We start from the raw sequence: 13,975 nt of genomic DNA on the forward strand, positions 1-13,975 counted from the left end.
GGTCAGGGCGTCACGATGTTGAAGAACAGTTCGAAGCTGTCGAGCCAGGTCACGAACTCGCCGAGCTTCTGGCTGTTGCCGTCGACCTTCGCCTTGCCTGCAATGACAAGGCTATGCATCGTGGCGTCGCCAAGCATGATGTTGTTCAGATCATGGCGGCTCATGGTCAGCGAAGCGTCGGCGGTTTTGGAGGTGCGGCCCTTCGAGTAGTACAGCGCGCAATTGTCGACGCCGACGACGTACTTGTCGTCCGTGTCCGTGAGCACTAGGTTGAACGACACCGACTTGCCGGCCGCTTTCTTCGCGTCGAGGCGAACGCCGAGGTAGTCGAGGAACATGTCGAGCGGCATTGCGCGGATCACGTCCGGGCTTTGCGGTGTGGACGCCGCGCCCTTTTGAACACCATTGCGCAGTTCCATTGCGCCGGACAAGTATATGTTACGCCAGCTCGCCGACTCGGACTGGTAACCGAGTTGCTCATAGGTATCGGCCAGCAGATGCTTTGCCGCGACGTTGTCCGGCTCGGCAAACACGACGTGATTGACGACCTCGGCTACCCAACGGTAGTCGCCCTTGTCGTACGACGCCTGTGCCTTCTTGAGCACGGCGCCGGAGCCGCCCATAAAGTCGACGTAGCGTTTGCCTGCCTCAACGGGCGGCAGACAGTGGAGATTCGCTGGTACACCGTCGAAAAAGCCGAGACGCAGGTTGTACTGTGCGACCACGTTGTGGTACGTGGCGCCGTAATAGCCGCGACAGAACCAGTGCTTCGCAAGGCTGTCGGGCAGATGGAGCATCTCGCCGATTTCGCGCGGTGTATAGCCGCTGTTCGCGAGGCGCATGGTCTGATCGTGCAGATAGCGGTACATGTCACGCTGAATACGCAGAAACGGCACGATGCGCTCGTTGCCCCAGGTCGGCCAGTAGTGCGACGCGAACAGAACCTGCACGTCGTCGCCGAACATGTCGAGCGCCGTTTGCAGATACTTCGACCAGAGCAAGGCGTCACGCACCTTGGCGCCGCGCAGTGTGTAGAGATTGTGCTGCGTATGCGTCGCGTCCTCGGCCGCGCAGAACGCCTTATATTTCGGCAAATAGAACATGAATTCCGCAGGGGCCTCGGATTCCGGCGCCATCAGCACAACGAGTTCGACGCCGTCGAGCATCATTTTCTGGCCGGTCTTTTCCGCGTATTCAGCGGGTACCGCGAGCGTCATCGTGCCGATGGAGCCGGTCTTGCCGAGGCCGGCATCCACCAGGCCCACCGCGTTGCGCGGCAACTGGATGCCATACATGTAAAGCGCGCGGCGGCCCATGGCGTTGCCGGCGATGATGTTTTCGCTGACCGCCGCTTCGACGAAGCCAGCCGGCGCGACGACCTTGACCTTGCCTGACTTCAGGTCGTCGTCGCTCACGATGCCGCGAACCCCGCCGTAGTGGTCCGCATGGCTATGCGTGTAGATCACATGGGTAACGGGGTGGTCGCCGAGATGCGGTATGACCAGGTTCTTCCACACGTACGACGAGATCTCGATCGTGACGAACGGGTCGACGACGATAAAGCCTTTGTCTCCGCGGATGATGCTCATGACCGACAGGTCATAGCCGCGCACCTGCCAGATGCCATCGGTGACCTTGAACAGGCCGTGATTCATGTTGAGCTTGGCGTTGCGCCAGAGGCTGGGGTTCACGGTGTTCGGCGCGTTGTTTTTCGGACCGCCGGCAACGAATGCGAACTGGCCGAGATTCCACGCGTCGACGCCCTTGGGACCCGGAATCCTCACCGGGTCGGGAAGCTTCGCGACGAGGCCGCGGCTTGCGTCTTCGAAATCCTGTGTGTCGGCGAAGGAAAGGAAGTTGGCGTAGGCCGCATTGGCGTCGAGCGTGGCGCGGGTGGGCGGCTTGGGCGCGACGCCGGTGGGCGCCGCAGTCGTTCCGGTTTGCGCCGCGAAGCCCTCGCCCATTGCGGATCCCAGACCCGTCGCCACGCCGGCTACGGCGACGTTCTTCAGGAAAGTGCGGCGTGTGCCGGGATTCTCGCGATCTTTATTGTCGGTCATGAAAGATTCTCCAGGTTATTGCTTTTGCCAGTTGCAACACATTCCCGCGAACGTCCAGAACGCGCAGGCCAGCCATACGGGTTCCGAAGAACGCGGTATGTGCCTTGTCTCGACGAGTCGGAAAGAATGATTAATGAATGAGTTGGAATTTCTGATGTGGTAATGCAAGTCAATAGTTTGTCTTTCGAATTTGCCCGGTCCTGTCTCGTGCGGAGTTGATAAATTGGAATGCTAATTTTTTAAGTCGATGAAAAATACTTTTCAGTAAATGAAAATAAACCTCGATATCAATTGAATTCGTGTCATGGCGTTTGCTGAGCTTGCTTGTGATATCTTGCATGGGGTGCTCCTGCGGTTATTTTCATTCTAATTCAGTCGGATTGATGTGTGGTTGATATATCGCTTATCGGAGGTATGCGATTCATCAAGTTAAATAAAAAAATAGCGTCGTGAAATGAAAAAATCGCCGCGTCGTTAGCGTGAATTCATCGCCTTCGAGAATAGGATCATTCCTATTTTGCGAGAGATTTGTTTGCCATCCAATTATGAAACGTTAGAAACGGCCGATTCGATTGATCCCGGTAAAGTTCCCGGCACAACCGATTGGCCAGCAGAAGACCACGTGTTCGCGACGCAGTCGATTCCATCAATACGGAAGCCGTGGCGACATGTACACAACGAAGACGCATATGAACGATCAACGCTGCGAACGAATTCATGAGCATCGCGCGCTCAGGCATCCCGAGCCGCCACCCCGGATGCGGGGCCGCTGCGCACGAGCGCTGTCGTGCCTCGTTGCGGCGGCGCTAGCCGGGTGTTCGGCGTCGCCGTCCATTAGCGTGCTGGGCGCTTTTTTTCCGGACTGGATGTTCTGTGTGCTGGGCGCACTGGCAACGACGCTGGTCGTCCGGGCCGTGCTTGGGCGCCTGAAATACGAGCGCGCGCTCGGGCCGCCGGTCATTGCGTATCCCGCGCTGCTGTTGCTCATTTCCCTGCTGATCTGGCTACTCATCTTTAATTCCTGACTTTGACGGAGCGGCTTCATGCCTGGCATGCCGAATCAAAAATCCAGCAAGATCGTCCCGGCCGTGCTGGTTCTGGTGGCGCTCCTCGTCCTTGGCTACGTGCTCTGGCGAGTCGATACTTCGCCGCGCACCGACGACGCCTACGCGTATGCGGATTCGATCGATGTGGTTTCCGAAGTGAACGGACGCATCGTCGACATGGCCGTGCGCGACAACCAGGCGGTCAAGCGCGGCGACGTGTTGTTCGTGCTCGATCCGCGCCCCTTCGACGACGAACTGGCTCGCGCCAATGCCGCGCTCGCGGCGCTCGACAGCCAGATCACGCTGATGGAGCGCACCGTCAAGGCGCAGCAATACGGCGCCGACTCCGCCCATGCGGCTGTCGAACGCGCGCGCGCAGCGTCCGCGCAATCCATCCAGACGCTCAAGCGCACCGAGCCGCTGCTCGCGAAAGGCTACGTTTCTGCCGAGGACGTTGACCGCGCGCGCACGGCCCAGCGCGCGGCCGAGGCGGAACTGGAGGCGGCGCGGCTGCAGGCCCAGCAGGCGTCGGCTGCGGTGACCGGCGTCGACGCGCTGGTCGCGCAGCGCGCCGTGGTGCGCGCCGAGATCGCGCTCGCCGAGTACCGCAAGGACATGGCGACGGTGCGCGCGCCTTTCGACGGCCGCGTCGTATCGCTGAAGACGACGACCGGGCAGTTCGCTTCGCCGCTCAAGCCCGTGTTCACGCTCATCGACACGCGCACGTGGTACGTCGTCGCGAACTTTCGCGAAACGGAACTGAAGAACGTTCGCGCGGGTACGCCTGCGAAGGTCATTTTGATGTCGGACACCGGGCAGACATTTGGCGGGCGCGTCGACTCCATCGGCTATGGTGTGCTGCCGGACGACGGCGGCCTCGTGCTCGAGGGCTTGCCCCGTGTGCAGCGCAGCTTGAACTGGGTGCGCGTGGCGCAGCGCTTTCCCGTGAAGATTCGCGTCGAGCGGCCAGATCCGGCGTTGTTCCGTGTGGGCGCTTCGGCCGTGGTCAAGCTCGGACCCGCCGCCGTGTCGGCGCGCTGAGCGGGACCTCGCCCATGAACGATTCCGTCGCGCAACGCCTGACGAACACGCTCCACTGGTTCGCCGCCGAACTGGCGCCGTTTCCCGGACGCGCTCAGTTCGTGCTGCGCCTGACACTCGCGTCTGCCATCGCCATCGTGATCGGCGAGACGTTCCAGATTCCTTCCATGGTCATGTCGCTGGTCGCGATCTTCTTTACGGCGCAGGCCAACATAGTCCTCACGCGCATTATCTTCGTCATCCTGACGATTGCCGACCTCATTGCAGTCAGCGTATTGGTTTTGCTGCTGAATTTGACCTACGACTACACGGTGTTGCGTATTGTCGCGTCCAGCGTGCTGTTTTTCTGCTTCATGTTTTGCGTACGAGTCTCGAAGGTCGGACTCGTCATGCTCGGCCCGGCGCTCGTCATCCTCTACACGCAGTCGTTCGTCGACCTGACGGGCCAGGCCGATTATCTGGTGCGTCAGGTGTTGTGGGCCGTGCTGGCCATCACCTATGGCAGTGTGATTGCGCTGATCGTGAATACGCTCTTCGCGTCGACACATCCGGTGCGCCAGTTTCAGGCTGAAGCGCATCGCCAGCTCACGCACGCCGCAGAACGTCTGCGCGCGCTGGCCGCGGGCGGGGCCGTCGCGCCAATGTTGTCCGCGGCCGAACTGCAACGTCAGTCTGCCGCGCTGCAGGGCTTCGCCGCTTTCGCCAACATGAGCGACGCGAAAGACCCCCAGCGCCAGCAGTATCGGCTGTGTTGCCTCGCCGCCGTCTTGCATGCGCAGCATCTCTGCAACACGTTGCCGTCCGCACTGCACGGGGAGGCGCCCGCGCTTCGGCGCGCGCTGCATCGGCTGCACGAGCAGTTGCTTGCTTTCGATGCAGCGATCGCGGCTCAGTCGTCTTTCCGGCTCGCCTGGACGCCGGATGCGCAGGAGCGCGCTGGCCTCACCGGTCTCGCGCCGGCAGACGATCTCTACCGCACCATGCAGGCAGTGGATCATTTCGACAGCGCTGCCGTGCCCACGCAGCAGCCGGCGAAGCCGGCGATGCTGCCGCCCGATGTCTTCACCAATCCCGCGTACGTGCGCTTTGCGGTGAAGGTGCTGATCTGCGGTCTTGCCGGATATTTCGTCTTCAACGTGCTGCAATGGCCGGGCATCCACACCATTCTGATCACGAGCGGGATGGTGGCGCTGCCGGGGCTCGGAACCTCCGTGCGGCAGATGACCCTGCGGTTCTATGGCGCCTTGCTGGGAAGTTTGAGTGCGCTGCTAGTGTTCGTGTTCGTCATGCCGCACATCGACACCATCTTCGGCCTGCTGCTCGCCATGCTGCCCGTTATCGCGGCCGGCGCGTGGATTACCGCGGGTTCCGAACGTCTTTCGTACCTCGGCACACAGGGCGCCGCGACCTTCGCGCTGGCGCTGCTCGAACACTTTGGCCCCAGCACCGACCTGACTGAGATTCGCGACCGCATGGTCGGCATCGTGCTTGGCGTGGGCATCTGCTGGCTAGTCTATGCGTTCATCTGGCCGGAAAGCGAGGCAGGCGCCGCGCGTGCAAAGCTCGCCTCGCTCGTGCGCGCGCTCGCGGAGCTCGTGCGCACGCCCACTGGCCGGGAAGACCCGCAACAGGAACTCGCCTACGCAAAACGCCACATGCAATGCTGGGCAGCGCTCAACGCATGCAGCCTGGATATCGAGCGCGTGCGCTACGAGCCGCAGTACAAGCGCGGCGCGTTCGCGCAGCGCGCGAGCCAGGCCGAGCGGCTTGTCGCCGTGAGCCGCGACCTGCTGGTGGCGCAGGACCACGTCCATAGCCTGGCGCGCGACGGCCTCGATCCGTCGCAACGGCCCATCGGCTCCATGGCGTCCACGCTGGCCACCGCTGCGCGGCTGCGCGACGAAACCGTCAGCCTGCTCGAGCGCTACGCCGAACGCGTGGCAGAGGAGGGCGAGCCACCCACACGCGAGCAGGCGCAACTGCGCAGCCACGCCATGCAAGTTCCCGGTGCGGCCGGCGTGCCGCTGCTCGCGCACCTGCAACGTCTAGCACTGCATGCGGCGGACCTGCCTGGCTGGGACACAGCCGATCCCACCACCGCCGCCCAACGGACTACCCGACAAACACGCTGACATGCATACGAAACACGTCTTCGCCACGGCTTGCCTCGTTGGCGTCCTGAGTCTCTTGTCGGGTTGCGCGCTCATGCACAGCGACGCCCCGGTTCATACGCAGATGCCGCCGGAGCGTATCCAGCTCGCGAGCGACATCCACCTCGCGCGCGACGGCTGGCCCGATGCGCAATGGTGGAAACGCTATGGCGACCCGCAACTCGACGCCTTGGTCGAGCGTGCGCTCAAGGACTCGCCGACGATTGCCGCCGCTCAGCTGCGCGTGGCGCAATCGAGTTCGCAGGTCGATCTGCTCAAGGCCGGTTCCAACCTGCAGGTGTCGGCTCTCGGCATGATCAACCGCCAGTACACGTCGTCAAACGGTTTTCTCGGCCCTTACGCATTGAATGCGCCGAAGCTGGGTCTCGACGGTCCGTGGTACACGGAAGGCACCATGGGCCTTTTCGCTGGGCTGAAGATCGACATCTGGGGGCGCCAGCGCTCGCTCGTCGAGGCGGCCATCGGCTCGCGCAATGCGCGCGTTGCCGAAGAGTCGGCCGTCGAACTGGCGATTTCAACGGAAGTCGCGCAGCTCTACTTCAGCATGCAGGCAACATTTCGGCTGCTCGATTTGCTGCAACAAACGCGACAGGTTTTCGCTTTCGCCGTCGAGGCGCACGAGGGCAAAGCCGCGACCGGCCTCGAGGCCAGGGTTCCGTTACGTGGCGCTCGCGGTGAATTGCTGGGGGTCGATCGGCAGATCGCTGCGGCGCAGGGTCAAATCAAGGAGACGCGCGAGATGCTGCGCGCCATGGTCGGCGGCGCGCTGCCGGACATCCAGCCGGTGGTGCTGCCAGAGGCGGCGGACAGCCTGCCCGCGGCGCTTTCATACCAACTGCTGGCGCGCCGCCCCGATCTCCAGGCCATGCGCTGGTACGTTCAGGCGTCGATGAGCGAAGTGCAGGCCGCGAAGGCTGCGTTCTATCCGAATCTCGACATCAAGGCCTTCTTTGGCATCGACTCCATCCAGCTCAGCAAGCTCTTTCGCGCGGCCAGCACCCAGTTCAACCTGATTCCCGGCCTCTATCTGCCGATATTCGACGGCGGGCGTCTCAATGCGAATCTGGGCAGCGCGCGCGCTGCGAGCAACATTCTGATCGAGCAGTACAACCAGGCCGTGCTCGACGCCGTACGCGACGTGGCCGTGAACGGCAACCGTCTGCAAACGCTCGACGAGGAGCGGCGCCTGCAGGTGGAAAAGGTGGAAGCGGCCCGCTTCGCGCTGGAGGCGGCCGACGCCGTGTACCAAAGAGGTCTGGGCAGCCGCCTGAGCGCCGAGCAGGCGCGCCTGCCACTGCTTGCCGAGCAGACCGCGCTGCTGATGCTCGACAGCGAGCGACTGGGGCAGGACGTCAAACTGACCAAGGCGCTGGGCGGCGGGTATCAGGCGCCGGATGCGCCCGGGCCGTGACCTGGGCGCGCCAGGTGTGCTGAATATGCGAAAAACGCGGCACGACTAGTGCCAGTTGCGCGCCATTGGAGCGTATGCTTGCCATCAAACGACGGCATTCAACCCCGATGGAGACATGCATGGCGGCACTTCAAATCGACGATGTCCCGGCCGCGATCCGGCAGACCAAGCGCATGTTGCGCGCGCAACTGCCGAATTATCGCGAAGTGTTCGAGGAAGTCGCGCAGGCCATAGGCGAGGAGGCGCGGCACATTGCCCGGTTGCGCGAGGCGGGCGAGGCCGTCATTCCGGAGATCGCGTTCGCCGACATCGCGGCGCAGCGCGTGAGCGCCGAGGCGATCGCGCTCGTGAAAGCGCGCGGGGCCTGTGTGATCCGCGGCGTGTTCGAACCGGAGCAGGCCGCACGCTGGGACGCCGAAATTGCCGATTACGTGGCGCGCAACGACCTCGACGCGCGTGCTGCCCAACGCGCGGCCGAGCGCAATGCCCTCCCGCCGGATGTGAGCCGCCCGTTGATCTATGGCCTCTACTGGTCGCGCCCGCAGGTGCAGGCGCGCGAGTCCGCCGAACTCACCGCCGCGCGGGTTTTCCTCAACCGCCTGTGGCGCCACGAGAGCGAGGGGCGCGTGCATTTCGATCCTGATGTCGTGCCCGTCTACGCCGACCGTCTGCGGCGCCGGCCGCCCGGAACGGCGGCGCCGGGCCTCGCCCCGCACTGCGACGGCGGCGCGGTCGAGCGCTGGGTCGACGAGAATTTCCGCCAGGTCTATCGTCACGTGTTCTCGGGCGACTGGAGGCGCTACGACCCGTTCGACGGCGCATACCGTACGGACGCGAGCGAGATCCCTTCGCGCATATCCTCTTCGATGTTCCGCACCTTCCAGGGCTGGACCGCGCTCACGCCGCAGGGGCCCGGCGACGGCACGCTGCAGATCGTGCCCATCGCCAACGCCATGGCGTACGTGCTCCTGCGCGCGCTGCAGGACGATGTGGCCGACGACGACCTGTGCGGCGCGCAGCCCGGCCGAGGGCTGCCGATCGTCCCCGAGTGGCATGCGCCGCTGTTCGATGCGCTGACATCGATTCCGCAGATGCAGGCCGGCGACACCGTGTTCTGGCACTGCGACGTGATTCACTCCGTGGAAGACGAGCACCGCGGCAGCGGCTACAGCAACGTGATGTACATTCCGGCCACACCGGGATGCGCGAAGAACGACGACTATTTGCAGCGCCAGTTGCCGAGCTTTCTCGAAGGCCGCAGTCCGCCTGATTTTCCCCCTGAGCACATCGAAGCCGATCTCGCGGACCGGGCGGGCGTGGCCGATCTCACGCCGCTCGGCCGCGCACAACTTGGTTTGCCTGGCTCGGCCTAGCATACGCAGATGACCCGCGCGTGTCGGCGCATCGATTCGCGTGCTTGCCTGTAAAAGCACGCGTATGGCATGCTGTGCGCCGATCAACCGGCCATGACGACCATGGATTTCGCTTCGTCCGTCGCAACGTATGGCGCCGACCTCTCGGGCCTCATTTGCGGTTTTCGCTTCACGCCCGGTCAGCCTGGGCAGCCCGTCACGTGCGACGATGTCCTCGACGCGCTGCGGCGCACGCATGAGAGCGGCGAGCCGCAAGCCGCGCACGACGACACGTTTTACTGGCTGCACTTCAATCTCGCCCACGCCGCGGCGCAACCGTGGATGCGCGCGCATCTCGACCTGCCCGACGCCTTCTTCGAGATGCTCGTGGAAGGCTCGCACTCCACGCGCATCGAACACGTGGACAACGGGCTCTTTGCCGTGGTCAACGACGTGATGTTCGATTTCGAGCTCACGCCCTCGCAGATCGCTACGCTCTGGTCGTACACGCACGAGCGCATTCTCATCACGGCGCGCCTGAAGCCGCTGCGCTCCATCGACCGTCTGCGCGGCTATGTGCGCAACGGCGAGACGTTTCGCTCGCCGGCCGAACTGCTCATCCACTTGATGCGCGACCAGGCCGACCTCATGGTGGAGATCGTGCGCCGCACGAGCGTCGACGTCGATCGCGCCGAGGACCAGTATCTCGCCTCGCGCCGCTCGGCGAGCCGCCATGATCTCGCGGCCATGCGGCGCATCCTGGTGCGCCTGCAGCGCATGCTCGCGCCGGAGCCGGGCTCGATCTTCCGTCTGCTCGCGCGCCCGCCGCGCTGGCTCCAGGCACCCGACATGCAGGACCTGCGCGAGGCGACCGAAGAGTTCTCGCTCGTGCTGGGCGACATGGCCGGGCTCGTCGAGCGCATCAAGCTCTTGCAGGAAGAAATTGCGGCGCGGCTCGAAGAGCAGAACAACCGCACGCTTTTCACGCTCACGCTCGTTACCGTCCTCGCGCTGCCGATCAACATCGTCGCGGGCTTCTTCGGCATGAACGTGGGCGGCATTCCGCTTGCGGAAAACCGCCACGGGTTCTGGCTCATGGTGGTGCTGGTCGCGACCTTCACGGCGCTGCTGGGCTGGTGGGTGTTCCGCCGGCGCGGCGACACCTGAGGCCTGCGGAGTCGCCGCTGGGCCACAACGCGCGCGCTATATACTAGGCGCTCGAATTTTCTGTTTGAGCGCAAGCCATGACCGTTCCCTCGCCGACGCCCGAGGCCGTGCCGTCCCCCTGCGAAGCCGCGTTTGCCGGGGTGCAGGAGCAGGGCGCCGAACCAGGAGAGCCGTTGCGCTCGCACGGTCATGCGATTTCGCTCGCCGCCGGGCACGCAACGGCGGACCCGTTGCTCGACGGCCTGTTGCGGCTCGTCGCGGCGCATTTCGGCGTGGCGGCAGCCTGCGTGGTGCCCGGCGAGGCGCCCGCTGTGCGCGGGCTCGATGCGGGCGTGGACGAAGCGCTCTACGAAGCGCTGCGCGTGCTGACGCGTCGGGCACACGAATGCGGGGCGCGAGAGCCGCTCATCGTGCCCGATATTTCCGCAGATCCCGCCTGGCGCAACCTGCTTGCACACGCAAGCAAGCCGCTTCGTTTCGTTGCGGCGTGGCCCCTGTACGGCGCGCAGGGCGAGCACGTGGGCAGCCTCTGCCTGATCGACCCCGCGCCGCGCGAGCTGGATGCCGCCGGGTGCGCGAGTCTCGGCGACTTTGCGCGCGTGGCGGCGGCGCTGGCCGCGCGGCCAACGCTCGCCACGAGCCGCGACATCGAAGTTCCCGCCGTCGACCGACTCGCGCTGCATGCCGAACTCGAAGCGCTGCGCGAGCACGAACGCCTGCTCGCGCACGCCATTGCGGGCAGCGGCACGGGCATCTGGGACCGCGACGTGGTGACGGGCGAGATCCGCTATTCGGTGGGCTGGAAGGCGATACTCGGCTACGCGGAGCACGAGCTGACGAGCCGCATCGAAGACAGCTATCTGCGGCTGCATCCCGACGACCGCGATTACGTGAAGGCCGCAATGCAGGCGCATTTCGAAGGCCGCACGCCCACTTACGAGGTCGAGCACCGCATTCGCTGCAAGGACGGCCGCTACAAGTGGATCTGCAGCCGCGGCAAGGTCATGAGCCGCGACGTGCATGGCCGCGCGCTGCGCATGATCGGCACGACCACGGACATCACCTCGATGCGCGAGATGGCCGAGCGTTTGCGCGAGAGCGCGGCGCTCATCACGAACCTCACGAACGAGGTGCCGGGTCTCGTGTTCCAGCGCCGCCAGTTACCAGGCGGCCGCGCGTTCTTCTCCTATGCGAGCGCGGGTATTTCGGAGATCTACGAACTCACGCCCGAGCAGGCCGCGCACGACACGGCGTGCATCGATGCGCTGATTCATCCCGATGACCTCGACGCGTGGCGTGCCTCGTTCGAGCACTCCGCGGCGAATCTCACGCCGTGGCACCTGGAGTTTCGCGTGCTGCTGCCGCAGCAGGGCCTGCGATGGCGCCAGGGCGATGCGAGGCCGCAGCGGTTCGCCGACGGCACGACGGTCTGGCATGGCTTCATCACGGACGCGACGGAGCGCAAGCGCATCGAAGCCGAGCTGAAGGAATTCGCTAGCACCGACGGCCTCACGCGTCTGGCCAACCGCCGGCACTTCATGGCGCGCGTCGAGGCGCAGCTTGCACAAGCGCGGCGCGGCGGCGCTGGCGCGGCCGTGATGATGTGCGACCTCGACCACTTCAAGTCGATCAACGACCGCTGGGGCCACGCGGTCGGCGACGACGTGTTGCGCCATTTCGCCGAGATCCTGCGCACGCAGGTGCGCGCGGGCGACATGGCGGGCCGCATCGGCGGCGAGGAGTTTGCGATCCTGCTCGCGCCCGCCGACCTCGAAGGCGCACATACTGTCGCGCGGCGAATTCAGGAACGTTTCGCCGAGCAACCGCTCGCTGTGGTCGGCGACGTGGTGGCGCTAACGGTGAGCATCGGCATCACGCTCATGAATGCCACCGACATGAGCGCCGAAACCGCGCTCACGCGCAGCGACTTCGCGCTCTACCGCGCGAAAAAGGGTGGACGTAACCGCATCGAATGTGCATGACGCGCGCTCACGTTAGCTGACGTCCGCGCGGGCACTGCACGCGCCCGCTGCGAGCGCGTTGGTGTATGTTGGCGTCATACCGTAGCCGCCGGCTGTGGCGGCCCTGGTGCGGAGGACGCCTTGCCCGAAGTCTCGCCCAAACCCGGCGCAGTCCGCTCGCGAGTTTCGCGTTTGCTCGTGCTGCTGGTCGTGGCGCTGATCCCGATTCTGCTGTGCGTCGCGCTCGGGCGTTACGAGGCCGAACGCATTGCGCGGCGCGAGGCGAACCTGGCTTCCACGTTCATCGTCGGGCAGGTGGTCTCGATCGTCGAGACGGCGCAAAGCGCAGCCCACGCGTTTGCGCCGCGCGCGGCCGAGTCATGCGAGACGCTCTCGCCGGAGCTCACGCTCAAGGCCGCCACGGTGCCTTATGTGCGTACGCTCAACATCCTGTATGGCGGACGCATCGACTGCTCTTCCGCGATCGCGCAACAGGCGATTCCCGCCGACGGCTTGCTCAACGGATCTATGCCGGCCCCCGGCGCCGAATGGATCATGATCGTCAGCGACACGCCGATGGTGCGCAACCGCCCCTCGCTGCTCGTCGGCGTAACGGGCGAAGCGGGGCGCGCGGTCGTGGCCGTGGTCGACGTGCAGTATCTGCTGGACCTGTTGCATGGCGCGGCGCCACTCACGGTGTTCCGCCAGGCCGAGTTGAGAGTGGGTGAGGGCGCCGTATTGCGCGAAGCCATGGCGCTCGTGAACGTGCGCGGCTCACCGTTGCTGGCCGATGTGCAAAAGCACATGTCGGGCTCCACGATCGACCTGAAGATTTACGGGCGGCCGGAGCGCATTTTCGAAACCTGGGGCGGCCTCTTGCTGCGCTACATGCCGTGGGCGGCCGCCTTCTCCGCGTGGCTCGTCTGGCTCGTGCGCCGCTTGCAGCAAAGCGGCCAGTCACGCCGCGATCAATTGCTGCGAGGCATACGCGCGAACGAATTCCATGTCGAGTACCAACCCCTCTACCGCGTAGAAACTGAGCGGTGCGAGGGTGTGGAGGCGTTGCTGCGCTGGGTGCGGCCAGGCATCGGCACGATCCGTCCGGACGAGTTCATTCAGGATGCCGAAGAAGAGCGCGTGATCGTGCCGCTCACGCAGCATCTGCTGAAGCTCATTGCGCGCGACGTCGCTACGTGGGACGTCGCGCCAGGCTTTCGCATTGGCGTCAATTTCGCACCTGAGCATCTGTCGGGCGACCAGCTCGTGAGGGACGTGCAGGCGCTGCGCGCGGCGGTGGCGCCGCGCGGCGCTGCGATCACTCTCGAAATTACCGAGCGCACACTGGTTCGCAATACCGGGCAGGCGCGCAACAGTCTGGTGACGTTGCGTCGCGAGGGTGTCAACGTCGCCATCGACGACTTTGGCACGGGATATTGTTCGCTCTCGTATCTCGAGCAATTTCCATTCGATGTCCTGAAGATCGATCGGGGATTCGTGCTCACGATCGATCCGGAGGGCAAGAAGGCGGCGGTGCTAGACGCCATCATCGAACTTGCGTATAGCCTTGGGGCGAAGCTCGTGGCTGAGGGCGTGGAAACCCAGGTGCAGCGCGACTATCTGTGTGCGCGCGGCGTGACGTACATCCAGGGCTTCTTCTACGCGAAGCCCATGCCGTCCGATGCGTTCATGCGCTGGTATCGCGCGAACGGGGCGCACATGTCGCCCAATCCGCACATGACGGCTGGCACATAGGGCGCAAGCGAAGC

The 13,975-nt window shown here is 64.5% G+C and carries 9 protein-coding genes; 8 read left to right on the forward strand and 1 reads right to left on the reverse strand.

Annotation, left to right across the window (positions count from 1 at the left end; translation table 11 throughout):
* Positions 1-2: 2 nt before the first annotated feature.
* The gene (locus tag VSR72_RS24225; protein WP_342954878.1) at positions 3-2,060 is read right to left on the reverse strand and encodes an alkyl sulfatase dimerization domain-containing protein; all 2,058 of its coding nucleotides are present in this window, start codon (positions 2,058-2,060) and stop codon (positions 3-5) included.
* 689 nt (positions 2,061-2,749) lie between these two features.
* On the opposite strand from VSR72_RS24225, the gene VSR72_RS24230 reads away from it, so the two are divergent.
* The 8 genes from VSR72_RS24230 to VSR72_RS24265 all read left to right on the forward strand — a co-directional run bounded on the left by VSR72_RS24230 (position 2,750) and on the right by VSR72_RS24265 (position 13,961).
* Positions 2,750-3,085 (forward strand): YtcA family lipoprotein, encoded by a 336-nt coding sequence (locus VSR72_RS24230; RefSeq protein WP_342954879.1) that lies wholly within the window; start codon positions 2,750-2,752, stop codon positions 3,083-3,085.
* A gap of 18 nt (positions 3,086-3,103) precedes the next feature.
* Positions 3,104-4,147 carry a multidrug transporter subunit MdtN gene (gene mdtN, locus VSR72_RS24235; protein ID WP_342954880.1) on the forward strand — a complete coding sequence of 348 codons (1,044 nt, stop codon included), beginning with the start codon at positions 3,104-3,106 and terminating at the stop codon, positions 4,145-4,147.
* 14 nt (positions 4,148-4,161) lie between these two features.
* A complete protein-coding gene (locus VSR72_RS24240; RefSeq protein WP_342954881.1) occupies positions 4,162-6,279 on the forward strand; it encodes an FUSC family protein in 2,118 nt (705 codons plus the stop codon).
* 1 nt (position 6,280) lies between these two features.
* Positions 6,281-7,729 carry an MdtP family multidrug efflux transporter outer membrane subunit gene (locus VSR72_RS24245; protein WP_342954882.1) on the forward strand — a complete coding sequence of 483 codons (1,449 nt, stop codon included), beginning with the start codon at positions 6,281-6,283 and terminating at the stop codon, positions 7,727-7,729.
* 119 nt (positions 7,730-7,848) lie between these two features.
* A complete protein-coding gene (locus VSR72_RS24250) occupies positions 7,849-9,102 on the forward strand; it encodes a DUF1479 domain-containing protein (protein ID WP_342954883.1) in 1,254 nt (417 codons plus the stop codon).
* A 102-nt stretch (positions 9,103-9,204) separates the two neighbouring features.
* Positions 9,205-10,248 carry a transporter gene (locus VSR72_RS24255; protein ID WP_342955010.1) on the forward strand — a complete coding sequence of 348 codons (1,044 nt, stop codon included), beginning with the start codon at positions 9,205-9,207 and terminating at the stop codon, positions 10,246-10,248.
* A gap of 77 nt (positions 10,249-10,325) precedes the next feature.
* Positions 10,326-12,230 carry a diguanylate cyclase gene (locus VSR72_RS24260; protein WP_342954884.1) on the forward strand — a complete coding sequence of 635 codons (1,905 nt, stop codon included), beginning with the start codon at positions 10,326-10,328 and terminating at the stop codon, positions 12,228-12,230.
* A 120-nt stretch (positions 12,231-12,350) separates the two neighbouring features.
* Positions 12,351-13,961, forward strand: coding sequence for an EAL domain-containing protein (locus VSR72_RS24265; protein WP_342954885.1), 1,611 nt, complete (start codon positions 12,351-12,353; stop codon positions 13,959-13,961).
* The last annotated feature ends 14 nt before the right edge of the window (positions 13,962-13,975 follow it).

Origin of the sequence: Paraburkholderia sp. JHI869 (assembly GCF_038900775.1) — a bacterium.
Taxonomy (GTDB): Bacteria; Pseudomonadota; Gammaproteobacteria; order Burkholderiales; family Burkholderiaceae; genus Paraburkholderia.